The following is a 26,876-nucleotide window of genomic DNA, read 5'->3' as shown; positions in this document are numbered from 1 at the left end:
TTCGACAGCGCAGCTGGAGCCGGCTTTTTGGGGGCGCTACGCACCCCAGCGGGAGCAAGCTCCCTCGCCACAAAAGCCAGCTGCCGCAGGGTTTTTGCTGTGTTTTCAAACCAGCGTTCGCTGCACTTCGCAGATCGTTTCTTCAAGGCTGCCCATGTGCAAATTCAACACCCGCTCCACCGGCGCCTGATGCATCGGCCAATGCAGCGCCATGCTCCCCACCAATCGGCCATTGGCGCGCACCGGCAAGGCCACCGCCCGGATCAGGAACGGCAAACGCACCGGGTATTCCCAATAGCCCTCGGTACGCTGTCCGAAGCCCTGGTGCTGGGTTTGCTCGCATGCGCGATAGTGCTCGTCTGCCGCCACATGATTGCGGCCTGCCAGGCGCTGTACTTCGTCAGCCGGCAATTGCGTCAGGCAAGCCTTGCCCATCGCCGAGTGGAACAGGCTGGCGTACTGGCCGACGATCTGGCAGTTGTTCGGGTACAGCTTGCGCAACACGCTGGGGATCGCGCTTTCCATGACCTCCAGGCGCTCGCCATCGAAGCACGACAAGTCCACCACCAGCCCAGTGCGCTCGCTGAGCTCCAGCAACCAAGGGGCGGCGCTCTCCACCACCTGGCGCTTGAAGCGTTGCTGGGTATCGCCAAACAAGCGCCGGGCACGCAGGCGGTAACGCCGATCGCTCAGGCCGCGGTAGACCCACCCCTGTTCCTGCAAGGTCAGCAACATGCGCGACACCGTGGCCTTGGGCAGCTGCGTGAGGTAGTGCAGTTCTTCCAGCCCCAGGGCCTGGTGCTCGCCCAGCAACTCGACGATTGCCAGAGCGCGCTCAACCGAGCGTACGGTGCCTGTCTCCATATTCGATCTCCCTGTTGCCGGTGGATGATCTTTTTTCACAGCAAGATACAGGCCCGGTCAGCGCTCAACGGGTCGTTGCAAGGCACGCCGGTGGCCGGCGTTGTACCCATTGGGTCAGTTGTTCATGGGCATAGGCCAATTGCAGTACGGCCCTGTCGGCCTGGGCCGGGCCAATGATTTGCAGGCCCATGGGCAAGCCCTGTGGGTTGAAGCCCACCGGGATGCTCATGCTCGGCAAACCGGCGAGGGTCGGGCCGATCACCACCTCCATCCAGCGGTGATAAGTGTCCATTTCACGCCCGCCGACGAGGCGCGGCCAAGGCTGTTGTGCATCGAAAGGGAACACCTGGGCGGTGGGCAACAGCAGGAAATCGTAACGCTCGAACAGCTTGCCCAAAGCGCGGTACCACTCACTGCGGTCCACCGACGCCTGGTAAACCTGCTGGGCACTCAAGCCCTGGCCGCCCTCCACTTCCCATTGCGCTTCGGGCTTGAGCAACGCGCGTTTTTGCGGGTTGGCGTAGGCCGCGCCGAGGTTGCCGTGCACCAGCCAATGGCGGTGTACCAACCAGCAGCGCCACAGGCGCGCCATGGAAAAGTCCGGTTGGCAGCTGTGCACTTCACAGCCCAACCTGGCGAAATCATCCAGCGCCGCTTCGCACAGGCTCATCACGCCATCATCCATCGGCAGATGACCGTTGTAGTCCCCCAGCCAACCGAGGCGTGCGCCGTTGAAGTCGCGTTGCAACGGCTGGCCCAGCACAGCGGGATCGTCCCTGGATGACAACGGCGCCCGGGGATCGTAACCGGACTGAATGCTCAGCAACCGCGCCACATCCGTTACGCTGCGCCCCATCGGGCCTTCGGTGCCCAATTGCTGCACGAACAGTTCCGGCATCGGCCCGTGAGGCACCCGCCCCTGGGAGGGGCGCAAGCCGAACACGTTGTTGAACGCCGCCGGGTTGCGCAACGAGCCCATCATGTCGCTGCCGTCGGCCACCGGCAGCATGCGTAGCGCCAGGGCCACCGCCGCCCCGCCACTGCTACCGCCGGCCGCCAGGAGCGGGTCATAGGCATTGCCGGTGGTGCCGAACAGCGTGTTGTAGGTGTGAGAGCCCAGGCCGAACTCCGGCACGTTGGTCTTGCCGATGATGATCGCGCCACTGGCCCGCACCCGCGCCACGCTGATGGCGTCTTCGTTCGGTACATGCTCGGCGAACAGCGGTGAGCCCAGGGTGGTGCGCAAACCCTGGGTGGCCGCCAGGTCCTTGATGGCCTGGGGCATGCCATGCATCCAGCCACGGGAGTGGCCCTGGTCCAACTCACGATCGCAGACCCTCGCCTCGGCCAGCACGGCCTCGCTGTCGCGCAGTGACACCAGCGCATTCACGCCAGGGTTAAAGCGCTGGATCTGCGCCAGGTACGCCTGCATCACCTCTTCGCACGATACCTGCCGCCCATGGATGGCCCGCGACAGCTCAGTGGCATCCCAATCAACAATACTCAAGGCTTCACCTCTCTGGAAAACGGCAGCGGCTTGCTCGCCCGGGGTGCCTCGCGCATGCAGTAAGTGCCCAGCAGCGTCAGCACGCACGCAAACAATACATAAAACGAGGGCGCCACTGGCGTGCCCAGCACCTTGCTCAGCCAGGTCACGATCAACGGCGCGAAACCACCGAACACCATCACCGCCACGTTATAGGCCACCGACACACCGGTCGAGCGCACCTCGATAGGGAACTGTTCGGCCAATGCCGTCGGCGCTGGCCCGAAGAACCCGCCAATCGCCGTGCACAACATCACCTGCATCACCAGCAGGCGCTCGATGGACGGCGCAGCGGCTACCCACACATACAAGGGGTAGACCATCACGAAGAACGCCAGGGTGAAGGCCATCAACACCGGTCGCCGTCCCAACCGATCCGAGAGCAGGCCGGACAAGGGGATCACCACGGTCATCAGCGCCACCGCAAACATCTGCACCATCAGCACCTGGTCCAGCGGCAGGCCGAGGTTTTTGTGGGCGAAGGTCGGCATGTTCACCAGCACCACGTAGAACGACACCGTCGCCCCGCAGGCCAGGCCCATGGACACCAGGATGCTGCGCCGATGTTCGCGCAGCACCTCCATGAGGCTCGGCGTCGGGCCGGTGGCGTTTTTACGCGCCTGGATAAACTCTTCCGGGTCTTCCATGTGCCGACGGATCCATAACCCCACCGGGCCGATCAACAAGCCCAGCACAAACGGCAGGCGCCAGCCCCACAGGTCGAGGGTTTCGGGCGAAAAGAAATGCGTGACCAACGCCACCATCGCCGCCCCGCCGAACACCGCCAGGCATTGCCCTACCAATTGCCAGGAGCCATACAAGCCCTTGCGATGGGCAGGTGCGCTCTCCACCAGAAATGCCGTGGCGCTGGCATATTCACCGCCGGTGGCAAACCCCTGAAGCATCCGCGCCACCACAATCAGCAACGGTGCACCCATGCCGATCGCGGCGTAGTTCGGCGCGAAGGCGATCAGCGCGATGGACACGGTCATCAGCCGGATAATCAACTGCATCGCGGCTTTGCGGCCTTTGCGGTCGGCATAAATACCCAACAGGATGCCGCCCACCGGACGCATGAAAAAGCCCACGCCAAAGGTGGCCAGGGCCATCAGCAGCGACGCGTATTCGTCTTCCGAGGGGAAGAACTGCCGGGCGATGATACTGGCGAGAAAGCCGTAGACGATAAAGTCATACCATTCCAGCGCGTTGCCGATCACGGCCGCCACCACTTGGCGGGTGCGGGAAACGCCAGGCTTTGAAGTCTGCATGAGGAACACTCCATTCAACCGATATAGGGAAAGGGTCCAGCGGCAGAAAAAGGCGTTGCAGTAGGAGCGAGCTTGCTCGCGAAGGTCGTTAACGCTGACGCAGCGCTTTCCGGGAGCCCGTGTCGCTTGTGGGTTTTTCGCGAGCAAGCTCGCTCCTACAAAGGATTGGGTTATCCGGCTGGCTTGAGCCAGCTCTCGGCTAGCGCACCCCAGTAGGCTGCGCCGGTCAGCAGGATGTCGTCGTTGAAGTCATAGGCGGGGTTGTGCACCATCGGTCGCGACACGCCGTTGCCGATAAACAGGTAACTGCCGGGGCAGCGTTGCAGCATCCAGGCGAAGTCTTCGCTGCCCATCAGCGTGCGGGTGTTGCCATCCACAGCGTCGGCACCGAGCAAGGCCACACCGACCTGGCGGGCGAATTCGGTTTCTTCGGCGTGGTTGACCAGCACCGGGTAGGCCGGCCGGTGTTCGATCTGCACGGTGCAGCCGAAGCTGGCGGCCTGGGTCTGGATGATCGCGTTGACCCGTTCCAGCATCTGTTCGCGTACCTTGGGGTTAAGTGCGCGCAAGCTCAGGCGCAACAGGGCTTGCTGGGGAATCACATTGGCGGCTTGCCCTGCTTGAAGGGCGCCGACCGTGACCACGGCAGCTTCCTGGGTGTCGATATTGCGTGCTACCACCGTTTGCAAGGCCATGACCATACTGGCGGCAGCCACCAGCGGATCGACGGTAAGGTGCGGCATGGAGCCATGGCCACCTACGCCTTCGAGCGTCACGGTGAGCAGGTCCTGGGAGGCCATCATCGGCCCCACTCTCAAGCCCAGATGCCCAGCCGGCAAGCCTGGCATATTGTGCATGCCGAACAACCCGTCGCAGGGGAAGCGCTCCAGCAACCCATCTGCAAGCATCGCCTCGGCGCCGCCCTGGCCTTCTTCGGCGGGTTGGAAAATCAGGTTCAAAGTACCGTCGAATTGCCGCGTCGCCGCCAAGTAACGCGCGGCACCGAGCAACATGGTGGTGTGGCCGTCATGGCCGCAGGCGTGCATGCAGCCGGCATGTTGGCTGGTGTAGGCCGCGCCGGTGTTTTCGATGATGGGCAAGGCGTCCATGTCGGCGCGAATCCCCAACGTGCGCGAGCTGTTGCCATTGCGCAACACACCGACCACACCGGTCCTGCCGATGCCGGTGTGCACCTCGTAACCCCACTCCTTGAGTGACTGTGCGACCAGCGCTGAGGTGCGGTTCTCTTCAAAGCCGAGTTCGGGGTGGGCGTGGATATCGTGACGCACAGCGTGCAAGTCGCTGGCAACGTCGCTGAGCCAATCCAGGATGTGCTGGTGCGGGCGCATGGTGATTCTCCTCACAGGCGGGTGGTCCCGTTCTTGTTGGCGACACATCGACAGCTAAGCGCGATGTACGCGTGAGGACAATCAAAGGTGGTTCCACCCTGTGGAACCTCAGGGCCGGTTCTTTTTCCGAGAACCCACGCAGATAATCTAAATGTGGGAGCTGGCTTGCCTGCGATGGCGGCGGCACAGGCACCAGTGATGTTGGCTGACCTGGCGCTATCGCAGGCAAGCCAGCTCCCACAGGGGAATTTGGGTGTGTCAGGGGTTGAGGCGGCAGCCTTGACGGTCGCCCAACCACCGCGCTGTATGGGTACGCCCCAACCCACTCGCCGTGACTTCACTGCGTTCCGGCGAGTCAGTGAACGCACTGATGGGCACGTACTGCTTCACATACCCCAGGCAATACTGCGCCGGGTTGTTGGCCACGTACCGGCACGAGCAGTACTCCTTGGCGGTGTACGCCGCGATGATGTCGGGGAAGGCTTGCAGGTTAACGCGCTCATGCCAAACCCATCCCGACAGTGCAAAGAACAACACCAGTAAAACGCTGATGAACGGATGGCGTCGAATCATGAGCGCACCGCCGCCAGCACGCGTTTGAGCAGTTCGTTATGCCGGTAACTGCCATCCCGATCATCGCCGTAACGCACGATCACCAGGTGTTCGTCGGGCAGCACAAACAGCGCCTGGCCCCAGTGCCCCAGCGCGGCGAAGGTAGTGGCCGGTGCGTCGGGCCAGGGTTGGGGGGCGCCGGTGTTGAGCCACCAATGGCCGCCCGGCACAGCTTCATCCTGGCCGACTTTGTAGCGGTCGAAGGGCCGGCGGTTGAAGGTGACCCAGTCCTTGGGCAGCAGTTGCCGCACGCCCCAGCGCCCATCCCGCGCCATCAGTAAACCTACTCGTGCCAGATCCCGGGCCGTGAGGTAGGCATAGGACGACGCGACAAACGTTTCATCGGCGTCGGTTTCCCAGGTTGCGTCGCGAATGCCCAGGGGCTGGAACAGCGCGTCCCACGGGTAGGTCATGTAGGCCTTGTGGCCGAGCATGCCCTTGAGCGCAGCGGACAGGATAGTGCTGTCGCCACTGGAATAACGGAAAGCCTGGCCAGGAACGGCGGCGGCCTCGGTATCCGCCGCGAATTGCGCCATGTCGGTGTGGCCACGGGTGTAGAGCATCGCCACCACCGAGGATTTCAACGGGGCGTACTCGTAGTCTTCCTGCCAGTCCAACCCGGAGGCCCAGTGCAGCAGGTCGGCCATGCTCACTTTGGGGTGCTGCTTCATCGGTGGGTAGAAACGTGCGACAGGGTCGCCGAGTTTGAAGCGGCCTTGCCCGTAGGCCACGCCCAGCACGGTAGCCATCAGGCTTTTGCTGACGGACCAGGTCAGGTGCGGTGTGCTGGCAGTGGTGGGCGCGGCGTAGCGTTCATAGATGATTTCGCCATCCCGAATGACCAGCAACGCATCGGTGCGAATACCGTTGCGGGTGGCATCGTCACGAGGTGGGAAAGCGTAGGCGTCCAGGGCATCGACAGCGGGACCGGTGAGGGTTGTGCCCACGGCCCACTCCTTTTCAGGCCAGATTTCAGCGCGAGCATTCACGGCGACAAACAGCAGGGCAACGCACAACAGGCCTCGGACCATGGACGCAAACTCAAGGGGGCATTCAAGCCCGCGAGCCTAGCTCACGCCAGTGACAGATTTGCGACAAGGGGGCTGTCATCCAACCGTCACCGTAACTTCATGGAGCTGACACCGAGGCTACATAGCCTGACTTTGGACAACAAAGTCGACTGGCCGCAACCTGGCCGGCACCCGGAGACTCGCTATGACTCAGATCGCCCGCATCAGCGACAAAGGCAATGAACGCCGTCTGCAAGCCGAACGCCTGGTAGGCACGCAGGCATTGCAGGAAGCCCAGGCCCTGCGGTTCAACGTGTTCAGCGGCGAGTTCAACGCCAAGCTGAAAGGCGCGGAACTGGGTCTGGACATGGATGACTATGATGTTCACTGCAGCCATATCGGCGTGCGGGATTTGAACAGCGGTCGACTCGTCGCGACTACCCGTCTGCTCGACCACCAGGCCGCCAGCACCCTGGGCCGGTTCTACAGTGAAGAAGAATTCAGCCTGCATGGCCTGCTGCACTTGCAGGGCCCGATCCTGGAGATTGGCCGCACCTGCGTCGACCCGGCCTATCGCAATGGCGGCACCATCGCGGTGTTATGGGGCGAGTTGGCCGAAGTGCTCAACCAGGGCGGCTACAGCTACCTGATGGGCTGCGCGAGCATCCCGATGCACGATGGCGGCATCCAGGCCCACGCGATCATGCAGCGCTTGCGCGAGCGCTACCTGTGCAACGAACACCTGCGCGCCGAACCGAAAAAACCACTGCCGGCCCTGGACCTGCCGTCCAACGTCATCGCCGAAATGCCGCCGCTGCTCAAGGCCTACATGCGCCTGGGTGCGAAGATCTGCGGCGAGCCGTGCTGGGATGAAGACTTCCAGGTAGCAGACGTGTTTATCCTGCTCAAGCGCGACGAGTTGTGCCCGCGTTACGCGCGCCACTTCAAGGCGGCCATGTGATGAACCGCCTGCGCATTTACGGGCGCATCGCCCGCGTGCTGTTGGTGGTGGGGCTGGGGTTGAGCATGGCCAGTGTGTTTGGCCTGTTCGAGCGCCTGGGCGTGGCTAACTCGATGGTGCGGCGCCAGCGTTGGTCGCGCTTCTTTATGGCGCGACTGACCAACGCCCTGCCCTTTCGCGTGACGGTGCATGGCGAGTTGCCGCAAACGCCGATGCTGTGGGTGAGCAATCATGTGTCGTGGACGGATATTCCGTTGCTGGGCATGGTGGCGCCGATGTCGTTTTTGTCCAAGGCCGAGGTGCGCACCTGGCCGGTGGCCGGCTGGCTGGCGGCCAAGGCTGGCAGCCTGTTTATTCGTCGCGGATCAGGTGACAGCCAACTGATCCGCAAGCAAATGACCCGTCATCTGGAGCAACAGCACCCCTTGCTGATGTTCCCCGAAGGCACCACCACCGATGGGCGCGGCCTGCGCACGTTCCACGGGCGCTTGCTGGCCAGCGCGATCGATGCGGATGTATCACTGCAGCCGGTAGCGATTCGGTATCTGCGCGACGGCCAAGTCGACCCGCTGGCACCCTTTATTGGCGATGATGATTTGCTCTCGCACCTGATGCGCTTGTTTTCCAATGACCGCGGCGATGTGGAGATTCATGTGCTCAAGCCGATTGCCTGCGCCGGGCAGGAACGTGCGGCGTTGGCGTATCAGGCGCAGCAGGCGGTGCAGAAGGCATTGTTCGGCCCGGTGCCGGAAACCGAGCAAGTGGCCGCTCGGCCTGCATTCGCAGCCTGAAGCAATGTGAACTCAATCCAAATGTGGGAGCTGGCTTGCCTGCGATGGCGGTGGGTCAGCCATAACATCAACCGGTAGGCCGCTATCGCCGACAGGCCAGCTCCCACATTCAGATCTCAATAGTCAGTTGAGATTGCGCAAATTTCTGCAACTCTGGGTAGAACAGTCGAAAGTCCTCACTCAACGGCTCATACAAAACCCGCAACTCCTGCATCGCATACCCCAGTTCCTCAGGCTGTGTCAGCCGCCGCGAAATCCCGCGCAGCACCTGCTCAATCACCGCAAACTCGCGGTACGAGCCCAACCAATCATCCGCGGCCATATACGGCGCAATCTGCGCCAGCCGCCCCGGCAACGCGGGTTCGGCCGCCAACACCTGATACACATGCGACGTGAAACGCTCCAGGGGCTGGTCGGCATACAGCGCCCAATCACGCGCCAGGCAATGGTCAAAAAACACATCGAGGACGATCCCGGCATAGCGCCTGCGGGTCAGACTGAAGCGCGACAACGCCTCGCCCACCAGCGGATGGCTATCGGTAAAGCGGTCGATGGAGCGATGCAACTGGATCGCCGCTTCGATTTGCGGGCTGAACTGGCCCTGAAGGCGGCCTTTGACGAAGTCGCCATAGAGACTGCCCAGCAATTGCGCAGGAAGTTGGCCGCCCAGGTGCAGATGTGCGAGATAATTCATGCTGCGCAGTCTACCACTGCCACCCGCATATCGTTATAACCCGATATACCGATTCGACCTGGCCTCAGATCAAAATCATATTGGTATATCGGGATATTACGATTTAAAGTTCGCCTCATCGCGATATAACGCTTTACGACACCGAGCACCCTGCCATGTCCATCGACCTCGACGAAATAATAAAAGCCCTGGCGCACCCAGTACGACGAGACATCCTCACCTGGCTCAAAGACCCGAAAGTGCAGTTCCCCGAGCAATTGCACAACCACGAATACGGCATCTGCGCCGGGCAGATCGACCAACGCTGCGGCTTGTCCCAGTCGACCGTGTCGGCGCACCTGGCCACCTTGCAACGGGCGGGTTTGATCAGCAGCCAGAAAGCCGGGCAGTGGCACTTTTTCAAGCGCAACGAGGAAGTGATCCAAGCCTTTCTCGCTGCGCTCATTACCGAACTCAGCGCACCGTAATCATCAAGGACACGTCCATGCCCCTCTCGCTACTCATACTGGCCCTGAGCGCCTTCGCCATCGGCACCACCGAGTTCGTCATCATGGGCTTGCTGCCCGATGTGGCGGCGGACCTGGGTGTGTCGATTCCCGGAGCCGGCTGGCTGGTCACCGGCTACGCCCTGGGCGTGGCCATCGGCGCACCGTTCATGGCACTGGCCACCGCCAGGCTGCCACGCAAGGCGGCGCTGGTAGCGTTGATGGGTATTTTCATTATCGGCAATCTGCTCTGTGCCCTGGCAAGCGACTACAACGTGCTGATGTTTGCCCGTGTGGTCACAGCGTTGTGCCACGGTGCCTTCTTCGGGATTGGCTCGGTGGTGGCGGCCAACCTGGTACCGGCCAACAAACGTGCGTCGGCCGTGGCGCTGATGTTCACCGGGTTGACCCTGGCGAACGTGCTGGGCGTGCCCCTGGGTACGGCGCTGGGCCAGGAAGCCGGCTGGCGCTCGACCTTCTGGGCCGTGACCGTGATTGGCGTAATCGCCTTGATCGGCCTTATTCGCTTCCTGCCCGCCAAGCGTGACGAAGAAAAACTCGACATGCGCGCCGAACTGGCCGCCCTCAAGGGTGCCGGTATCTGGCTGTCGCTGAGCATGACCGCGCTGTTTGCCGCGTCTATGTTCACCCTCTTTACCTACGTCGCGCCGCTGCTGGGCGATGTCACCGGCGTGTCGCCCAAGGGCGTGACCTGGACCCTGCTGCTGATCGGCCTGGGGCTCACCGTGGGCAACATCATCGGCGGCAAACTGGCGGACAAGCGCCTGGCGGCCACCTTGATCGGCGTGTTCATCAGCATGGCGGTGGTTTCCACGGTGTTGAGCTGGACCAGCGTTGCGGTGATACCGACTGAAATCACCCTGTTCCTGTGGGCCACCGCCTCGTTCGCCGCCGTGCCGGCGCTGCAAATCAACGTGGTGACCTTCGGCAAGGCCGCGCCGAACCTGGTATCTACCCTCAATATCGGTGCCTTCAACATTGGCAACGCCCTCGGCGCCTGGGTCGGCGGCAGCGTGATTGCCCACGGCTTCGGCCTGACCAGCGTGCCCCTGGCCGCTGCAGCACTGGCGATTCTCGCGCTGCTGGTGACCCTTATCACTTTCCGTCAGGGCGGCAACGCCGACCTGGCCCCCGCGACCAACTGATCAACTTGAAAGAGAAGGTGTTTTTTCCATGACGACTATTTTCGATCCGATCACACTGGGCGACGTGCAACTGTCGAACCGCATCATCATGGCGCCGCTGACCCGCTGCCGCGCAGACGCCGGGCGCGTGCCCAACGCGCTGATGGCCGAGTACTACGTGCAACGCGCGTCCGCGGGGCTGATCCTCAGCGAAGCCACTTCCGTGACGCCCATGGGCGTGGGCTACCCGGACACCCCCGGCATCTGGTCCAACGATCAGGTGCGCGGCTGGGCCAACATCACCAAGGCAGTGCATGGCGCGGGCGGCAAGATCTTCCTGCAGTTGTGGCACGTTGGCCGCATCTCCCACGAGTCCTACCTGAACGGGGAAACCCCGGTGGCTCCGAGTGCGGTCCAGGCTAAAGGCCACGTCAGCCTGGTTCGCCCATTGGCCGACTACCCAACCCCGCGCGCCCTGGAAACCGCTGAAATCGCCGACATCGTCGACGCTTATCGCACCGGCGCCGAGAACGCCAAGGCCGCCGGTTTCGACGGCGTGGAAATCCACGGCGCCAACGGCTACCTGCTTGACCAGTTCCTGCAGAGCAGCACCAACCAGCGCACCGACCAGTACGGTGGTTCCCTGGAAAACCGTGCGCGCCTGTTGCTGGAAGTCACCGACGCCGCCATCGAAGTCTGGGGCGCCGGCCGCGTGGGCGTGCACCTGGCACCGCGTGCTGACGCGCATGACATGGGCGACGACAACCTCGCCGAGACCTTCACCTACGTCGCCAGCGAACTGGGCAAGCGCGGCATCGCCTTCATCTGCTCCCGCGAAAAAGAAGGTGCGGATAGCCTCGGCCCACAGCTGAAAAAAGCCTTCGGCGGCGTATACATCGCCAACGAACGTTTCACCAAAGACAGCGCCAACGCCTGGCTGGCGGCGGGCAAGGCGGATGCAGTGGCCTTTGGTATTCCTTTTATCGCCAACCCGGACCTGCCGGCGCGACTGAAGGCCGATGCGCCGTTGAACGAGCCGCACCCTGAAACTTTCTATGGCAAAGGCCCGGTGGGTTACATCGACTACCCGACGCTGCCGATCTAACCTAACCCGCAAACCCAATGCTGTAGGAGCGAGCTTGCTCGCGAGAAACTAAGAGGCGCCGCGTTCACTCAGGAAGCACGCGTTATCGTTGAAGTTTTTCGCGAGCAAGCTCGCTCCTACAGTGTCAGGAGCAAGTCCCCTCTCACATTTGTGCCTGTCTGTAGCCCCCATGGAAACATCGCTTCACAGAACGGCAACAATATCGCTACAAAATACTTAGCCGGCTACCTATCAACCGCCCGCCAGGCCGTATATAAAGTCACCCCACAAATCAGCCAGAAGGACGATTGACCGTCCTTAGGCTTTACTGTTGACACAACGGGTTGCAATTACGCATTTTGTTTCAATTGCGCAGGCTGGGGCTCAGGCGCAGCATGTCCAGCCCTATATCAGCCCAGCGCTCGGCGTCCTGGTGCAGTTCAAAGCTATCGGGGACCAGCAGCCACTGGCCGATCAAACCGTGGATGAAGGCATGTATGCAGACAGCCCCACGGGTGGTGTCGAGATTTTCAGGCAGTTGCCCGCGATGAACCGCGTTACGCAACGTCAGGCTGATACGCAGGTTGCATTCCAGGCTGTGGGTCTGGCGTTGGCGGCGCATGTCACACATTTCATCGGTGAACTCGCACTTATGAAACAGAATCTCGTTGATGCGCCGGGTTTTCGGGTCCAGGGCCACTTCATGGTAGAGATGAATCAGCAGCTTGCGCATACAGCCCAGCGGGTCGACTTCATCCTCGCTTTCACTCGCCCGGGCCAATTCGTCCAGGGGTTCGTGCAGCGTATCGAGCAAGGCCTGGAGCAAATCGGACTTATTGCTGAAATGCCAATAGATTGCCCCACGCGTCACGCCCGCCAACGCGGCGATGTCCGCCAGGGTGGTACGCGCTACGCCACGCTCATAAAAGGCTTGCTCGGCGGCTTGGAGAATCTGGCTGCGCGTTTCCTGAGCTTCCTCTTTGGTGCGACGAACCATGGCAGTAAAACCTCAATCGGGACACTGTGGACGGTACTTGACCGTCATCTGAATAATTGTGGGACGACGCCGTCATGGGCGCCGAACGTACTAGAATCGAGGCTTGCGGCGGTGCTTTGTCAACATTGCGCGAAGCCTGTCAAGAGTTTACAAACAACCATGAACGTAAGTATATTGCGTAGCAAGCTACTTATCCACTCACGGCTTGTTTTTTACCCTTCCACACTTCTTGTGCGCACTCTGCGCGCCTGACCCGAGGATCTTCATGCAACTTAAGCCAGCTGTTACCGCTCTGGTCACTGCCGTCGCCCTGGCATCGCTGCTCAGCGGATGTAAAAAGGAAGAAGCGGCACCGCCCGCTCAAACCCCTCAGGTCGGCGTGGTCACCATTCAACCGCAAGCCTATACCCTGACCACCGAGCTGCCAGGCCGCACCACGGCCTTTCGCATTGCGGAAGTCCGGCCGCAGGTCAACGGCATCATTCTCAAGCGCCTGTTCAAGGAAGGCGCCGACGTGAAGGAAGGGCAACAGCTCTACCAGATCGACCCGTCGGTGTATGAAGCCACGCTCAAAAGCGCACAAGCGAGCCTGACCCAGACCAAATCCATCACCGATCGCTACAAGCAATTGGTCGATGAACAAGCCGTCAGCCGTCAGGAATACGACACCGCCGTTGCCAACCGCATGACTGCCGAGGCAAACGTTCAAACCGCCCAGATCAACGTGCGCTATACCAAGGTGTACGCGCCGATCTCCGGGCGTATTGGCCGTTCTTCGGTCACCGAAGGCGCACTGGTCAGCAATGGCCAGGCCGACGCCATGGCGGTGATCCAGCAACTGGACCCGATCTACGTCGACGTCACGCAATCTTCAGCTGAAATGCTCAAGCTGCGTCGCGACCTGGCCAGCGGCCAACTGGAAAAAGCCGGCGAAAACGCTGCCAAGGTCAAGCTGACCCTGGAAGACGGCACGGCCTACGCCCAGGACGGCAAGCTGGAGTTCTCCGAAGTGTCGGTCGACCAGACCACCGGTTCCGTGACCCTGCGCGCCGTGTTCCCCAACCCTGACCACGTGCTGCTGCCGGGCATGTTCGTACACGCCCAGTTGCTGGCCGGTGTGAACAGCAAGGCCATCCTGGCTCCGCAACAAGGCGTGACCCGTGACCTGCGCGGCATTCCGACAGCGCTGATCGTGAACAAGGACAACAAGGTCGAGCAACGCGAACTGGTTGCCAACCGTACCGCCGGTGCCTACTGGCTCGTGGAAAAAGGCCTCAATGCCGGTGATCGCGTCATCACCGAAGGCTTGCAGTACGTCAAGCCAGGCGCCGAGGTGAAGGTCACGGAAGCCTCCAACGCTAAACCCGCCGGTACTGCCGCAGCGCCTGCTGCCGCTGCTGGTCAAGGGGAGTAATCCATGTCGAAATTTTTTATCGACCGTCCCATTTTCGCCTGGGTAATTGCCCTGGTGATCATGCTGGTCGGGGCACTCTCGATCCTGAAGTTGCCCATCAACCAATACCCGGCCATTGCGCCAACGGCCATTGATATCCAGGTGACCTACCCAGGCGCGTCCGCACAAACCGTGCAGGACACCGTGGTGCAGGTCATCGAGCAACAGCTCAACGGTATCGACAACCTGCGTTATGTCTCCTCGGACAGTAACTCCGACGGCAGCATGACCATCACCGTGACGTTCAACCAGGGTACCAACCCGGATATCGCTCAGGTCCAGGTACAGAACAAGCTGAACCTGGCCACCCCACTGCTGCCGCAAGAAGTGCAGCAACAGGGTATCCGCGTGACCAAGTCGGTGAAGAACTTCCTGATGGTGATCGGTCTGGTGTCGGAAGACGGCAGCATGACCAAGGACGACCTCTCCAACTACATCGTGTCCAACATCCAGGACCCGATCTCGCGTACCGCGGGGGTGGGTGACTTCCAGGTGTTCGGTTCGCAGTACGCCATGCGTATCTGGCTCGACCCGGCCAAACTGAACAATTACCAGCTCACGCCAGTGGACGTCAGCAATGCCATCAAGGCCCAGAACGTGCAGGTGGCCACCGGTCAACTGGGCGGTCTGCCTGCCCTGCCCGGCACCCAGCTGAACGCCACGATCATCGGCAAGACGCGCCTGCAAAGCACCGAAGAATTCGCCAAGATCCTGATGAAGGTGAACACCGACGGCTCCCAGGTTCGCCTGGGTGACGTCGCGCGCATCGAACTGGGCGGCCAGAACTACAGCATCAGTGCACAGTTCAACGGCAAGCCGGCCTCGGGTATGGCGATCAAGCTGGCGGCCGGTGCCAACGCACTGGACACCGGCAAGGCCATCCGCGAAACAGTGAAGTCCCTGGAGCCGTTCTTCCCGCCTGGCATGAAGGCGGTGGTGCCGTATGACACCACCCCGGTCGTGACCGAATCGATCTCCGGTGTGGTTCACACTCTGGTCGAAGCGATCGTGCTGGTGTTCCTGGTGATGTTCCTGTTCCTGCAGAACTTCCGTGCCACCATCATCACCACCATGACCGTACCGGTGGTATTGCTGGGTACCTTCGGGATCCTGGCGGCGTGCGGCTTCACCATCAACACCTTGACCATGTTCGGCATGATCCTGGCCATCGGCTTGCTGGTGGACGATGCCATCGTCGTGGTGGAAAACGTCGAACGGGTAATGGCCGAGGAGCACCTGTCGCCCAAGGAAGCAACGATCAAGTCCATGGGCCAGATCCAGGGTGCCCTGGTGGGTATTGCCCTGGTACTGTCGGCGGTACTGCTGCCGATGGCGTTCTTCGGTGGTTCCACCGGTGTGATCTACCGGCAGTTCTCCATCACCATCGTTTCGGCGATGGCGTTGTCGGTGCTGGTTGCCCTGATCTTCACCCCGGCTTTGTGCGCCACCATGCTCAAGCCGATTGATCCGGAAAAACACGGCCAGCCCAAGCGCGGCTTCTTCGGCTGGTTCAACCGCACCTTCGACCGTGGCGTACTCAAGTACGAGCGCGGCGTGGGCGGCATGATCAAGCACAAGATCCCGGCATTCCTGGTGTATGCGCTGATCCTGGCCGGCATGATCTGGATGTTCACCCGTATTCCAAGCGCGTTCCTGCCTGAGGAAGACCAGGGTGTGATCTTCGCCCAGGTGCAGACACCGGTCGGTGCTTCGGCTGAGCGCACGCAGAAAGTCGTCGACGACATGCGCGCCTTCCTGCTGAACGACAAGGAAGGCGAGCCAGGCGAAGGTAAGGCGGTGAAGTCGGTGTTTACCGTGAACGGCTTCAACTTCGCCGGTCGTGGCCAGAGCTCCGGGCTTGCGTTCGTGATGCTCAAACCGTGGGATGAGCGTGATTCGAGCCAGTCGGTGTTCGAAGTGGCCAAGCGTGCCCAGGGTTACTTCTTCGGGGCCTTCAAGGACGCCATGGTTTTCGCCATCGTGCCGCCTTCGGTGCTGGAGTTGGGTAACGCCACGGGTTTCGACGTGTTCCTGCAAGACCAGGGTGGCGTCGGCCACGACAAGCTGATGGCTGCACGTAACCAGTTCCTGGGTGCGGCGGCACAAAGCAAGGTGCTGGCCGGCGTGCGTCCTAACGGCGTGAACGACGAGCCGCAGTACGAGCTGACCGTTGACGACGAGAAAGCCAGTGCCCAAGGCATCAGCCTGGCGGATATCCAGCAGACCCTGGCCATTGCCTTGGGTGGTAGCTACATCAACGACTTCATCGACCGTGGTCGCGTGAAGAAGGTGTATGTACAAGGCGACGCCGCCAGCCGGATGTCGCCCGAAGACCTGGACAAATGGTACGTGCGCAGCAACGACGGGAAAATGGTGCCGCTGTCGGCCATCTCGTCGGGCAAGTGGATCTACGGTTCGCCCAAGCTTTCGCGATACAACGGTGTAGCGGCGATGGAAATCCTCGGTACCCCGGCACCGGGCTACAGTACCGGTGATGCGATGGCCGAAGTCGAACGCATCGCCAAAGAACTGCCGGCCGGTGTCGGTTACGCCTGGACAGGCCTGTCGTACGAAGAACGCCTTTCCGGTTCCCAGGCGCCAGCACTGTACGCACTGTCGCTGCTGGTCGTGTTCTTGTGCCTGGCGGCACTGTACGAAAGCTGGTCGATCCCGATCGCGGTGATTCTGGTTGTACCTCTGGGTGTGATTGGTGCACTGATCGCCACCAGCATGCGCGGCTTGTCCAACGACGTGTTCTTCCAGGTGGGCCTGTTGGTGACGGTGGGCCTGGCGGCGAAAAACGCCATCCTCATCGTGGAATTCGCCAAGGAACTGCATGAGCAAGGCAAAGGCATCGTCGAGGCGGCTATCGAAGCATCCCGCATGCGTCTGCGCCCGATCATCATGACCTCGTTGGCGTTCATGCTCGGCGTATTGCCGCTGGCAATCTCCACCGGCGCCGGTTCAGGCAGCCAGCACGCAATCGGTACCGGCGTTATCGGCGGTATGATCACGGCCACTGTGCTGGCGATCTTCTGGGTGCCACTGTTCTACGCAACCGTGTCCGCCGCTGGCGAACGCAAAAAGAAAGACACTACTGAAACTCCTAAAGAGGCTGGCCAATGAGCAAGTCGCTACTTTCCCTAGCCGTCACCGCATTCGTGCTCAGTGGCTGCTCGCTGATACCTGACTATCAGCGTCCCGAAGCGCCGGTGGCCGCGCAGTTCCCGCAGGGGCCGGCGTATTCGTCGGCCCAGGCGCCGAGCCAGGCCGCTGCCGAGCAAGGCTGGAAGCAGTTTTTCCATGACCCTGCCCTGCAGCAATTGATCCAGACCGCGTTGGTGAACAACCGTGACCTACGTGTCGCGGCGCTGAACATCGACGCCTATGCAGCGCAATACCAGATCCAGCGTGCCGACCTGTTCCCGGCGGTATCGGCCACCGGTAACGGCAGCCGTTCGCGCACCCCGGCCAAGCTGTCGCAGACCGGCGAATCGACCATCGCCAGCCAGTACTCGGCGGGCCTTGGCATCAGTTCGTATGAGCTGGACCTGTTCGGCCGCGTGCGCAGCCTCAGTGAAGAAGCGCTGCAAAAGTACTTCGCCACTGAAGAAGCGCGCCGCAGCACCCAAATCAGCCTGGTGGCCAGCGTGGCCAATGCCTACCTGACCTGGCAGGCCGACAAGGAGCTGCTCAAGCTGACCCAGGACACCCTGGCCGCGTTCGAGCAAAGCTACAAGCTCACCTCGCGCAGCAATGAAGTCGGCGTGGCCTCGGCCCTCGACCTCAGCCAGGCACGCACCTCGGTGGAAAACGCCCGTGTGCAACTGGCGCGTTACACCCGCCAGGTGGCCCAGGACGAAAACAGCCTGACCCTGCTGCTGGGCACCGGCCTGCCGGCGAATATCGCCAGCAAGCCGCTGTCCGATGACCTGCTCAGCGAAGTGCCTGCCGGGTTGCCCTCGGACCTGCTGCAACGTCGCCCAGACATCGTGCAAGCCGAGTACAACCTCAAGGCCGCCAACGCCAACATCGGCGCGGCCCGTGCGGCGTTCTTCCCGAGCATCAGCCTGACCGCCAGCGCCGGTACTGCCAGCCCTACCCTGGGTGGCCTGTTCAAAGGCGGTTCGGGGACCTGGGCGTTTGCCCCGCAGATCAACATCCCGATCTTCAACGCCGGTAGCCTGCGCGCAAGCCTGGACTACTCGAAGATCCAGAAAGAGATCAACGTGGCCAACTACGAGAAGGCCATCCAGACCGGCTTCCAGGAAGTCTCCGACGGCCTGGCCGCGCGTGCGACCTACAAGCAGCAACTGGATGCCCAACGCGGCTTCGTCGAGGCTAACCAGGATTACTACCGCCTGGCCGAGCGTCGCTACCGCATTGGTGTCGACAGCAACCTGACCTTCCTCGACGCCCAGCGCCAACTGTTCAGTGCCCAGCAATCGCTGATCACCGATCGCCTGGCGCAGCTCACCAGCGAGGTCAACCTGTACAAGGCCCTCGGCGGTGGCTGGAACGAGCAGACTGCGAAGAACGAGCCGTTGAAAGAACAAGCACCGCCGTTGAAGTTGTTCTGATAGCGCGGGTGTGAAAAACCGCTTCCCTCACCGGAAGCGGTTTTTTTATGCCTGCATTGTTGCCCGTACAACTTACGTTCGATCATCGCCCACAACCCGCCTTCCCCTACTTTCATCGCCCCCGCACCGCCGCGCACCATGGCCGCCACCTGCATAAACCCAATAACAACAGGTCCACACCATGAGCACTTTCCAACCGCGCCAGCTGTTGCTGGCGGCTGCTGTCGCCAGTTCTGCCCTGCCCGTTCTCGCCCAGGATCACGGCTTTCTCGAAGACGCCAGCGCCAACCTCAACCTGCGTAATTTCTTCTTCAACCGCAACTACACCAATCCTACGAAGGCTCAGGGTGGCGCGCAGGAGTGGACGCAAAGTTTCATTCTCGACGCCAAGTCCGGGTTCACCCAAGGCACAGTCGGTTTTGGTGTGGATGTGCTGGGCTTGTACTCGCTCAAGCTTGATGGCGGGCGTGGCACGGGCGGCACGCAGTTGCTGCCGCTGGACCATGACGGTCGGCCAGCCGATGAATTCGGCCGGCTCGGCGTGGCATTCAAGGCGCGCTTTTCCAAGACCGAGTTGAAGGTGGGCGAATGGATGCCGGTGCTGCCGATCCTGCGTTCCGACGATGGCCGCTCCCTGCCACAGACCCTGCGTGGTGGGCAGATCACCTCGAAGGAAATCGACGGCCTGACCCTCTATGGCGGCCAATTCCGCGCCAACAGCCCGCGGGACGACGGCAGCATGAGCGACATGTCGATGTTCGGCAAAACCGCCTTCACCTCCGACCGTTTCAATTTCCAGGGCGCCGAATACGCGTTCAACGACAAACGCACCCAAGTCGGCGTGTGGAATGCCCAGCTCAAGGACATCTACAGCCAGCAGTTCGTCAATCTGATCCACAGCCAGCCTGTGGGCGCCTGGACCCTGGGCGCCAACCTGGGCTTCTTCTACGGCAAGGACGACGGCAGCGCCCGCGCCGGCGACCTGGACAACAAAACCTGGTCCGGTTTGTTCTCGGCCAGGTACGGCGGCAACACCTTCTACGTCGGTTTGCAAAAACTCACCGGCGACAGTGCCTGGATGCGCGTCAACGGCACCAGCGGCGGTACCCTGGCCAACGACAGCTACAACTCCAGCTACGACAACGCGCAGGAGAAATCCTGGCAGGTTCGTCACGACTACAACTTCGCCGCCCTCGGCGTACCGGGCCTGACCCTGATGAACCGCTATATCAGCGGCAGCAACGTACACACCGGCACCATCACCGACGGCAAGGAGTGGGGCCGCGAGACCGAAGTAGGCTATACGGTGCAAAGCGGCACGCTGAAAAACCTCAACGTGCGCTGGCGCAATTCGAGCATGCGCAGGGACTACAGCAACAACGAGTTCGATGAGAACCGGTTGATCGTCAGCTATCCGATCAGTCTGCTGTAAACCGGCATAGCACTTACTGTATGGTGCGCGCCTGCCGCTGCTGATCCCCCCAGCAGCGGCCTTTACTCGGGCGCCGCACGGCATGAAATCCTTCGCTACAGCAATCGCACTGTTTGCCCTGGCCTTGAGCCTGGGGGGCTGCATCAGCGCCCCCATCGCCCTGACGCCTCAAACCGAACAGCGCCTGCAAACCCAAGCGCCTATCCGCTTTTTGCTGACCTTCGACGATGGCCCAAGTGCGTCGGGCTACAACAACCCGAGCCGCTCGGTAGTGGCCGACCTGAACAACAACCCGGTGCTGCCGGGAATCAAGGCGGTGTTCTTCCTGCAGACCGAAGCCGCTCGCTCCGGCGGCAGTGCCCGGGGGCGCAAGACCATGGAACGTGAATTCGCCGCTGGCCATGTCCTGGCCTTTCACACCGCCACGGCGTTTCACACCAATCATCGCTGGCTGAACGACGCCACCCTGGAACACACCCTTACCGAAGGGGCCGCAGACATTGCCGCCATCACGGGGGCGCGCCCCGTGCTGGTACGCCCACCCTTCTGGAACTACGACAAGCGCACCTTCGCCGCCTACCAACGCCACGGCATGCACGTACTGCTGACGGACTTGAGTGCCAATGACGGCAAGATCTGGGGCTTCAACGCCAGCCCGCGTCGGCGGGCCAACCTGTATCGGCAACTGTCGGTGGTACGCGAACGCATCGCCTTGGGTGAACTACCGACAGTGGAGGGCGTGATTCCGGTAGTGGTGACCTTCCATGACATCAACCGCTACACCGCCAGGCATATGCAGGAGTATTTGCAGATCCTGATGGACAGCGCGCGGGTCAACGGTTTGAAGACCGCTGCCGAGCCGTTCTACACCGACACGGCCCAGGTTGAGCGCGCGGCGATTGCGCGAACCGTGAAAAATGTGGACGACCCAGTGCATTTGCCTGGGATTTGGAATCTGGTGTGGGACGCAGACTCTCATTAACCTCGTCGCAACAACGGATAACATCTGCTGCCGTCCCCGCCCACCTGCTGTCGGGAACCTCAATTCCAGCACCACCACTCAGGGTCAACACACAATGAGATGACCCACATGAATACGTCTTCGCTTTCTGGCGCATACGCCGTCAATCCACAACCCATGGCGCCCGTGGAGGCACCTTCCAGCACAACCTCACCGCGACCACCCATCCAGATCAACGCTAAATCTGCCGGGTATGTAGGACCGGACAGGACAGTGGATTTCCTGTACTTTTCCAGCCATTCCAGGCTCACACCTGATCAGGACCCACTAGACACAACCCAAAAAAAATACATCAACACTGATGTGTTGCGTCATGACGCGAACGTAAAGATCTATCAGGAGATAACCTACTTAAGCAAAAACGGCGAGCCGATAGGGGCTGCTGGTAATGAATGTGTAATCGAGACAACTGACCGTGCCGATAAGGTCATTATCAAAAAAGGCCCGGACGACAGTCTGGTCGCCACCATCAATAACATACCGTATCAACTGAGTCTTGCTCGCTCCTCTGACGGAACTGAAATCCAGCCCCTGCGCATAAAAACCAAAGGCGGCGATGACTGCGTTGTGATCCACCCAGACGTTAATAACGACATTCACATTGAACTGGGCGAGGGCAATGATTATGCCCGTGCTGGCTCGGGTAATACGCGTCTATACGGAGGCGCAGGGAACGACTGGCTAAAACTGGGCAGCGGCGTCGGCATCGCATTTGGTGATGATGGCGACGATTTACTCATCGCAGGCTCCGGCAGTGGCATTCTCAAGGGAAACAACGGTAATGACCGCATGCAGTCAGGAGAGGGTTCTGCTGATCGCCATATCTACATGGACGGTGGTGACGGTCACGACTTTATGATTAGCACCAGCAATGACTCCCCAAACCCGATAGTCATGCATGGAGGCAAAGGTGAAAACCTGATAGTCACGCAGGGCCCTGCCACGATTTATACCGGGCGCGACAAAAATATTGTCAGGTCCAATAGCGATGACACCGTCATTTATGCCAAGCCTTCGGACGAGATTCACCGCACGCCAGGTTCCACGCTCATTCACACGCAATACCGCGAAGCAGGAAAAAGTGGCTATGTCGTTGAAGGCTCTCCCGAGTTCATACAATACGTAGAGGACGACATGGAACTGCTGAGAATGTCCCTGCCAGGCAAAAAAATGTTAAGCACTGCCGATAACTCGGCCCAGCGCAATGACTCTCCGGTGCGCATCACTGAAACGGCTGATGATAACGGCTTTTACATTTTTAATAACGCAGCGGTGCGCAACCACCTGGCTACAGGTAAATCCCTGGAGACCCTTGAACCAGCAGCCCAGGGCTACATTGCCCACAATCAACGTGGCGCCTTCGCGACGGGCGCACAATTACAATACAACCCCTCCTTCGTGCCTAATGACGAAACTGCTCCGGTCAACGTCCTATTCCATGAAATGGCCCACGCCTACAATGGGGCCACGGGTACCTTCCTCGAAGGTCAAACAGTCATAGACGAGAATCCTGAGGGCGAGCCCAACGACGAACGTCAAGCAGTAGGCTTGCCTACAGATGCATTATCGTTCGATTTTGACGATCATCGTGCAACCGAGCCCACGACAAGCAACCCCCCTGCATTTACTGAAAATGCACTGAAGGAAGAAATGCGCCGCCCACTACGTACGGAATACATCTAGACCGCGCCCCGCGACTCAACTCCCAACTCATCCCACACTGACTCAGCCAAGTGAAACGTCGCATTCGCCGCCGGGATCCCGCAGTAGATCGCACTCTGCATCAACACCTCCTTGATCTCGGCGCGGGTCACGCCGTTGCTGGCGGCGGCACGCAGGTGCAGTTTCAGTTCTTCACTGCGGTTCATGCCGATCAGCATCGCGATGGTGATCAGGCTGCGGGTATGCCGAGGCAGGCCGGGGCGGGTCCAGATGTCACCCCAGGCATGGCGGGTGATCATTTCCTGGAACTCGCTGTTGAACTCGGTCAGGGCATTGAGGCTGCGGTCGACATGGGCATCGCCCAGTACTTCGCGGCGCACCTGCAGGCCTTCGGCATAACGTTGTTTCTCGTCCACAAATAGCTCCTCAGCGGGCCAGCAGAAATTCGATCACCCGGTCGCTGAACGCAGCACCGGCCTGAACGTTGGACAGGTGCGCCGCATAGAACTCGGCATACTCGGCACCCTGCACATGGCTCTGGATAAAGTGGCCGCCGGCTGGCGGCGTCACCGCGTCTTCGGTGCCGGCAATCACCAGGGTCGGCACCTTGATCGAGGACAATTGCTCACGAAAATCCGCATCGCGCACGGCGCCGCAGTTGGCGGCATACCCCTCGGGTGACGTGGCCGCGAGCATGTCGGTGATCTGCTTGGCCTGATGCGGGTTGGCAGCGGCGAAATCCGCGGTGAACCAGCGCGCAATCGACGCATCGCGCAGCGCCACCATCGCGGCTGCGCCATCACGCAGGACCATTTCGATACGCGGGTTCCACACCTCGGGCGTGCCGATCTTGGCCGCGGTATTACACACCACCAGGCGTTGCAGGCGCTCGCCGGCATGAATACCCAGCCACTGGCCGATCAAGCCACCCATGGACAGTCCGCAAAAATGCGCCTTCTGGATATCCAGCGCATCCAGCAGCGCGATCACGTCTCGGCCCAGTTGCTCGATGCTGTAAGGCCCCTCGGTCACCAGGGATTGGCCGTGGCCACGGGTGTCGAATCGCAGCACACGAAAATGCTCGGTGAAGGCCGGTATCTGGATGTCCCACATATGCAGGTCGGTACCCAGGGAATTGGACAGCACCAATACCGGTGCGTCGGCGGGCCCCTCGAGTTGGTAATGCAGTTCGCCCTTTGCGAGTTGTACAAAAGCCACAGCGTTCTCCTCAGGCAGTCAAAGCAAAATGTTCGGTCACCGCACGCGTGACCCAGGTAGACGCCTGGCCCAGGTAGTGGGCAGGGTCGAGCAGGCGATCCAGTTCAGCCGCCGACAACTCGGCGGTGACGTGCGGCTCATCCGCCAGTACCGCGCGCAAATGGCGCTGCTCGGCGACCGCACGTTTGCAGCACTGCTCCAGCAGATGGTGTGCGGTGTCACGGCCCAAGCGTTGGGCGAGCACGATACTCACCGCTTCGGCCAGTACCAGGCCTTGGGTCAGGCCGAGGTTCTGTGCCATGCGTTCGGCATTCACCTCCAGCCCTTCACTGACCAGAATTGCCTGATGCAAGGCACCGGATACCAAGCGGCAAATCTCTGGCAAGGTTTCCCATTCGGCGTGCCACAAGCCCAGGCTGCGTTCGTGCTCCTGGGGCATGGCGCTGAACATTGTCGCCACCAGGCCGGGTACGCGGGTGGCTGCGCTGATCAGCACCGCGGCGCCCACCGGGTTACGCTTGTGCGGCATGGTGGACGAACCGCCCTTGCCCGGCGCCGAAGGCTCGAACACCTCCGCCGCTTCGGTCTGCATCAACAGGCTGATATCGCGGCCCAACTTGCCCAGGCTACCGGCGATCAGACCGAGCAGACTGGCAAACTCCACCAGGCGGTCACGCTGGGTGTGCCAGGGTTGTTCCGGCAAACCCAGTTGCAACTCGGCGGCCAAGGCTTCGGCCACGGGCATGGCGTGTTCGCCGAGCGCGGCCAAGGTGCCCGAGGCGCCGCCAAATTGCAGCACCAGCAGGCGGGGCTTCAACTCGGCCAGGCGCTGGCGACTGCGCGTCACCGCGCCCAGCCAACCGGCGATTTTCATCCCCAGGGTGACCGGCGTCGCGTGCTGCAACCAGGTGCGCCCGGCCAACGGTACGGTGGCGTAACGCTGGGCCTGGGCGGCCAACACCTCCCCCAGGCGAGCCAGATCGGCCTCGATCAATTCCACCCCGCGGCGCAGTTGCAGCACCAAGCCGGTGTCCATCACATCCTGACTGGTTGCGCCCAGGTGCACATAACGCTCGGCGTCAGCGTCCTCACTGGCGATCAACTTGCCCAACGCCTTCACCAAAGGAATCGCTGAGTTGCCCGCCGTGGCAATTGCGCTGCCAAGGGCGTCCACGTCATACAGCGACGCCAGGCACGCCTGGGCAATCGGTGCGACGACGGCCTGGGGAATCAACCCTACCCGGGCCTGCGCCCGGGCCAGTGCGGCTTCGAAATCCAGCATGCCCTGCAAGCGCCCCTGGTCACAGAACACCTCGGCCATGCTGTCAGCAGTGAAATAAGCGTCGAACAGTTGATTGCTCGTGCGCAACGTCATAACTCATCCCTTACAGATCGTGATGCAGGTACGCCGCCTGTTTCGGCAGGCGCAAGCTGAACAGGAAGGCCACCGCCATCATCGCGGTGACGTACCAATAAAAGGTGTTTTCCATGCCGATGGATTTGAGGCTCAGCGCAACCACTTCTGCCGAACCGCCAAACACCGCGTTAGCCACCGCATAGGCCAGGCCTACGCCCAAGGCACGCACCTGCGGCGGAAACATCTCCGCTTTGACCAAGCCGCTGATGGAGGTGTAGAAGCTGACAATCGCCAAGGCCAGGGTGATCAGCACAAATGCCAAAAACGGGCTGGTCACGGTTTTCAAGGTCAACAGGATCGGCACAGTGAACAGCGTGCCAAGGCCGGCAAACCAGAGCATCGAATTACGCCGGCCGATCTTGTCGGCCAACATGCCGAACAACGGCTGCATGCACATGTACAGGAACAGCGCGCCGGTCATGATGTAGCTCGAGGTCTTGGCGTGCATGCCGACGGTGTTCACCAGGTACTTCTGCATGTAGGTGGTGAAGGTATAGAAAATCAGCGAGCCGCCGGCGGTGTAGCCCAGCACCGTAATGAAAGCTTTGCCGTGGTCGCGAAACAGCGCGACGATACTGCCGGCGTCCTTGTCTTCGCGCATTTCCTTGCTGGTGGTTTCTTTCAGGGTGCGACGCAGCAGCAGGGAGATCACGGCGGCTATGGCGCCGATCACAAACGGGATGCGCCAGCCCCAGGCACGCAGTTCTTCTTCAGTGAGGATCTGTTGCAGGATCACCACCACCAGCACCGCCAGCAACTGGCCGCCGATCAGGGTCACGTACTGGAACGAAGCAAAGAAGCCACGCTGGCCCTTGAGCGCGACTTCACTCATGTAGGTGGCCGTGGTGCCGTATTCGCCGCCCACCGACAAGCCCTGGAACAGTCGTGCCACCAACAGCAGCGCCGGGGCCCAGGCACCGATGTCGTTATAAGTGGGCAGGAAGGCGATGACCAGGGAGCCGCCGCACATCATCAGCACCGAGATCATCATCGAGTTCTTGCGCCCGTGCTTGTCGGCCACCCGGCCAAACAACCAACCACCGATCGGTCGCATCAGGAACCCGGCGGCAAACACACCGGCGGTGTTGAGCAACTGCACCGTGGGGTCGTCCGAGGGGAAAAACGCCGGGGCAAAATAAATCGCGCAGAAGGCATAGACGTAGAAGTCGAACCATTCGACCAGGTTGCCGGAGGACGCACCGACAATCGCAAAGATCCGTTTGCTGCGTTCTTCTCCGGTGTAGTGGCTGGTTTTTGTTGTCATGTTTTTTTACTCAGTGGGAACGG

Annotated in this window: 23 protein-coding genes; 11 read left to right on the top strand and 12 right to left on the bottom strand. The window is 61.2% G+C overall.

All coding sequences use genetic code 11. From position 1 onward, the window contains the following. Positions 1–105: 105 nt before the first annotated feature. From APH41_RS24290 to APH41_RS24265, 6 genes are all read right to left on the bottom strand, one after another. The gene (locus tag APH41_RS24290; RefSeq protein WP_054899019.1) at positions 106–864 is read right to left on the bottom strand and encodes a helix-turn-helix domain-containing protein; all 759 of its coding nucleotides are present in this window, start codon (positions 862–864) and stop codon (positions 106–108) included. 64 nt (positions 865–928) lie between these two features. Further along, positions 929–2,371 carry an amidase gene (locus tag APH41_RS24285; RefSeq protein WP_054921987.1) on the bottom strand — a complete coding sequence of 481 codons (1,443 nt, stop codon included), beginning with the start codon at positions 2,369–2,371 and terminating at the stop codon, positions 929–931. Further along, positions 2,368–3,678: a citrate-proton symporter gene (locus APH41_RS24280; RefSeq protein WP_054921984.1), complete on the bottom strand. Its 1,311-nt coding sequence runs from the start codon at positions 3,676–3,678 to the stop codon at positions 2,368–2,370. The genes APH41_RS24285 and APH41_RS24280 overlap by 4 nt, the downstream gene beginning before the upstream one ends. A gap of 170 nt (positions 3,679–3,848) precedes the next feature. Continuing rightward, on the bottom strand, positions 3,849–5,027 hold the full coding sequence (locus tag APH41_RS24275; RefSeq protein ID WP_054921982.1) for a M20 aminoacylase family protein: 1,179 nt from the start codon (positions 5,025–5,027) through the stop codon (positions 3,849–3,851). A 258-nt stretch (positions 5,028–5,285) separates the two neighbouring features. Then, the gene (locus tag APH41_RS24270; RefSeq protein ID WP_054921980.1) at positions 5,286–5,600 is read right to left on the bottom strand and encodes a hypothetical protein; all 315 of its coding nucleotides are present in this window, start codon (positions 5,598–5,600) and stop codon (positions 5,286–5,288) included. Beyond that, a complete protein-coding gene (locus tag APH41_RS24265; RefSeq protein WP_054921977.1) occupies positions 5,597–6,670 on the bottom strand; it encodes a serine hydrolase in 1,074 nt (357 codons plus the stop codon). Before APH41_RS24265 ends, APH41_RS24270 begins: the two co-directional genes overlap by 4 nt. 184 nt (positions 6,671–6,854) lie before the next feature. Between APH41_RS24265 and olsB the strand changes: the two genes are divergently transcribed. Together olsB and APH41_RS24255 are read left to right on the top strand one after the other, a co-directional pair. Further along, positions 6,855–7,610: an L-ornithine N(alpha)-acyltransferase gene (gene olsB / locus APH41_RS24260; RefSeq protein WP_054921975.1), complete on the top strand. Its 756-nt coding sequence runs from the start codon at positions 6,855–6,857 to the stop codon at positions 7,608–7,610. Then, positions 7,610–8,401: a lysophospholipid acyltransferase family protein gene (locus tag APH41_RS24255; protein WP_032893104.1), complete on the top strand. Its 792-nt coding sequence runs from the start codon at positions 7,610–7,612 to the stop codon at positions 8,399–8,401. Before olsB ends, APH41_RS24255 begins: the two co-directional genes overlap by 1 nt. A gap of 109 nt (positions 8,402–8,510) precedes the next feature. Here the strand turns inward: APH41_RS24255 and APH41_RS24250 are convergent, their stop codons facing one another. Continuing rightward, positions 8,511–9,095: an ACP phosphodiesterase gene (locus APH41_RS24250; RefSeq protein WP_054921972.1), complete on the bottom strand. Its 585-nt coding sequence runs from the start codon at positions 9,093–9,095 to the stop codon at positions 8,511–8,513. 155 nt (positions 9,096–9,250) lie between these two features. Between APH41_RS24250 and APH41_RS24245 the strand changes: the two genes are divergently transcribed. Genes APH41_RS24245 through APH41_RS24235 form a run of 3 tightly spaced genes read left to right on the top strand, consistent with a single transcriptional unit; the run spans position 9,251 to position 11,830 of the window. Next, complete coding sequence (locus APH41_RS24245) at positions 9,251–9,562, top strand: helix-turn-helix transcriptional regulator (protein ID WP_054899009.1); 312 nt, start codon at positions 9,251–9,253, stop codon at positions 9,560–9,562. 17 nt (positions 9,563–9,579) lie between these two features. Beyond that, positions 9,580–10,746, top strand: coding sequence for an MFS transporter (locus tag APH41_RS24240; protein WP_054921971.1), 1,167 nt, complete (start codon positions 9,580–9,582; stop codon positions 10,744–10,746). Positions 10,747–10,774: 28 nt separating this feature from the next. Then, positions 10,775–11,830 (top strand): alkene reductase, encoded by a 1,056-nt coding sequence (locus tag APH41_RS24235; RefSeq protein ID WP_054921969.1) that lies wholly within the window; start codon positions 10,775–10,777, stop codon positions 11,828–11,830. 343 nt (positions 11,831–12,173) lie between these two features. Here the strand turns inward: APH41_RS24235 and APH41_RS24230 are convergent, their stop codons facing one another. Then, the gene (locus tag APH41_RS24230) at positions 12,174–12,806 is read right to left on the bottom strand and encodes a TetR family transcriptional regulator (protein ID WP_034125975.1); all 633 of its coding nucleotides are present in this window, start codon (positions 12,804–12,806) and stop codon (positions 12,174–12,176) included. Between the two features lie 265 nt (positions 12,807–13,071). Here APH41_RS24230 and APH41_RS24225 point away from each other — a divergent pair, with 265 nt between their 5' ends. The 6 genes from APH41_RS24225 to APH41_RS24200 all read left to right on the top strand — a co-directional run bounded on the left by APH41_RS24225 (position 13,072) and on the right by APH41_RS24200 (position 22,975). After that, on the top strand, positions 13,072–14,220 hold the full coding sequence (locus APH41_RS24225; protein WP_054898422.1) for an efflux RND transporter periplasmic adaptor subunit: 1,149 nt from the start codon (positions 13,072–13,074) through the stop codon (positions 14,218–14,220). Positions 14,221–14,223: 3 nt separating this feature from the next. Then, entirely contained in the window at positions 14,224–17,385 is a 3,162-nt protein-coding gene (locus APH41_RS24220; protein ID WP_034125973.1) for an efflux RND transporter permease subunit, read from the top strand. Next, entirely contained in the window at positions 17,382–18,839 is a 1,458-nt protein-coding gene (gene adeC / locus APH41_RS24215; protein ID WP_003189337.1) for an AdeC/AdeK/OprM family multidrug efflux complex outer membrane factor, read from the top strand. The genes APH41_RS24220 and adeC overlap by 4 nt, the downstream gene beginning before the upstream one ends. A 181-nt stretch (positions 18,840–19,020) precedes the next feature. After that, positions 19,021–20,271 (top strand): OprD family porin, encoded by a 1,251-nt coding sequence (locus APH41_RS24210; protein WP_054898421.1) that lies wholly within the window; start codon positions 19,021–19,023, stop codon positions 20,269–20,271. A gap of 82 nt (positions 20,272–20,353) precedes the next feature. Next, entirely contained in the window at positions 20,354–21,253 is a 900-nt protein-coding gene (locus APH41_RS24205; RefSeq protein WP_054921966.1) for a polysaccharide deacetylase family protein, read from the top strand. Positions 21,254–21,361: 108 nt separating this feature from the next. Next, the gene (locus APH41_RS24200; RefSeq protein WP_054921964.1) at positions 21,362–22,975 is read left to right on the top strand and encodes a M91 family zinc metallopeptidase; all 1,614 of its coding nucleotides are present in this window, start codon (positions 21,362–21,364) and stop codon (positions 22,973–22,975) included. Here APH41_RS24200 and pcaC read toward each other — a convergent pair. The 4 genes from pcaC to APH41_RS24180 are packed head-to-tail and all read right to left on the bottom strand — an operon-like array spanning position 22,972 to position 26,853. Then, on the bottom strand, positions 22,972–23,370 hold the full coding sequence (gene pcaC, locus APH41_RS24195; RefSeq protein WP_054898418.1) for a 4-carboxymuconolactone decarboxylase: 399 nt from the start codon (positions 23,368–23,370) through the stop codon (positions 22,972–22,974). The genes APH41_RS24200 and pcaC overlap by 4 nt on opposite strands. Before the next feature lie 10 nt (positions 23,371–23,380). Next, positions 23,381–24,172 carry a 3-oxoadipate enol-lactonase gene (gene pcaD / locus APH41_RS24190; protein ID WP_054921961.1) on the bottom strand — a complete coding sequence of 264 codons (792 nt, stop codon included), beginning with the start codon at positions 24,170–24,172 and terminating at the stop codon, positions 23,381–23,383. A 10-nt stretch (positions 24,173–24,182) separates the two neighbouring features. After that, a complete protein-coding gene (locus tag APH41_RS24185) occupies positions 24,183–25,547 on the bottom strand; it encodes a 3-carboxy-cis,cis-muconate cycloisomerase (protein WP_054921958.1) in 1,365 nt (454 codons plus the stop codon). A 10-nt stretch (positions 25,548–25,557) separates the two neighbouring features. Beyond that, entirely contained in the window at positions 25,558–26,853 is a 1,296-nt protein-coding gene (locus tag APH41_RS24180; protein ID WP_032893116.1) for an MFS family transporter, read from the bottom strand. Between the last annotated feature and the right edge of the window lie 23 nt (positions 26,854–26,876).

This window comes from Pseudomonas sp. NBRC 111138 (assembly GCF_001320835.1).
Taxonomy (GTDB): Bacteria; Pseudomonadota; Gammaproteobacteria; order Pseudomonadales; family Pseudomonadaceae; genus Aquipseudomonas; species Aquipseudomonas paracarnis.
This window is presented reverse-complemented; position numbering and strand designations above follow the sequence as displayed.

What these genes read in the sequence shown, in the direction of transcription:
- APH41_RS24290 (WP_054899019.1), bottom strand. Translation starts at nt 864, where the DNA reads ATGGAGACAGGCACCGTACGCTCGGTTGAGCGCGCTCTGGCAATCGTC.
- APH41_RS24280 (WP_054921984.1), bottom strand. Translation starts at nt 3,678, where the DNA reads ATGCAGACTTCAAAGCCTGGCGTTTCCCGCACCCGCCAAGTGGTGGCG.
- APH41_RS24275 (WP_054921982.1), bottom strand. Translation starts at nt 5,027, where the DNA reads ATGCGCCCGCACCAGCACATCCTGGATTGGCTCAGCGACGTTGCCAGC.
- APH41_RS24270 (WP_054921980.1), bottom strand. Translation starts at nt 5,600, where the DNA reads ATGATTCGACGCCATCCGTTCATCAGCGTTTTACTGGTGTTGTTCTTT.
- APH41_RS24265 (WP_054921977.1), bottom strand. Translation starts at nt 6,670, where the DNA reads ATGGTCCGAGGCCTGTTGTGCGTTGCCCTGCTGTTTGTCGCCGTGAAT.
- olsB (WP_054921975.1), top strand. Translation starts at nt 6,855, where the DNA reads ATGACTCAGATCGCCCGCATCAGCGACAAAGGCAATGAACGCCGTCTG.
- APH41_RS24255 (WP_032893104.1), top strand. Translation starts at nt 7,610, where the DNA reads ATGAACCGCCTGCGCATTTACGGGCGCATCGCCCGCGTGCTGTTGGTG.
- APH41_RS24250 (WP_054921972.1), bottom strand. Translation starts at nt 9,095, where the DNA reads ATGAATTATCTCGCACATCTGCACCTGGGCGGCCAACTTCCTGCGCAA.
- APH41_RS24245 (WP_054899009.1), top strand. Translation starts at nt 9,251, where the DNA reads ATGTCCATCGACCTCGACGAAATAATAAAAGCCCTGGCGCACCCAGTA.
- APH41_RS24240 (WP_054921971.1), top strand. Translation starts at nt 9,580, where the DNA reads ATGCCCCTCTCGCTACTCATACTGGCCCTGAGCGCCTTCGCCATCGGC.
- APH41_RS24235 (WP_054921969.1), top strand. Translation starts at nt 10,775, where the DNA reads ATGACGACTATTTTCGATCCGATCACACTGGGCGACGTGCAACTGTCG.
- APH41_RS24230 (WP_034125975.1), bottom strand. Translation starts at nt 12,806, where the DNA reads ATGGTTCGTCGCACCAAAGAGGAAGCTCAGGAAACGCGCAGCCAGATT.
- APH41_RS24225 (WP_054898422.1), top strand. Translation starts at nt 13,072, where the DNA reads ATGCAACTTAAGCCAGCTGTTACCGCTCTGGTCACTGCCGTCGCCCTG.
- APH41_RS24220 (WP_034125973.1), top strand. Translation starts at nt 14,224, where the DNA reads ATGTCGAAATTTTTTATCGACCGTCCCATTTTCGCCTGGGTAATTGCC.
- adeC (WP_003189337.1), top strand. Translation starts at nt 17,382, where the DNA reads ATGAGCAAGTCGCTACTTTCCCTAGCCGTCACCGCATTCGTGCTCAGT.
- APH41_RS24210 (WP_054898421.1), top strand. Translation starts at nt 19,021, where the DNA reads ATGAGCACTTTCCAACCGCGCCAGCTGTTGCTGGCGGCTGCTGTCGCC.
- APH41_RS24205 (WP_054921966.1), top strand. Translation starts at nt 20,354, where the DNA reads ATGAAATCCTTCGCTACAGCAATCGCACTGTTTGCCCTGGCCTTGAGC.
- APH41_RS24200 (WP_054921964.1), top strand. Translation starts at nt 21,362, where the DNA reads ATGAATACGTCTTCGCTTTCTGGCGCATACGCCGTCAATCCACAACCC.
- APH41_RS24185 (WP_054921958.1), bottom strand. Translation starts at nt 25,547, where the DNA reads ATGACGTTGCGCACGAGCAATCAACTGTTCGACGCTTATTTCACTGCT.
- APH41_RS24180 (WP_032893116.1), bottom strand. Translation starts at nt 26,853, where the DNA reads ATGACAACAAAAACCAGCCACTACACCGGAGAAGAACGCAGCAAACGG.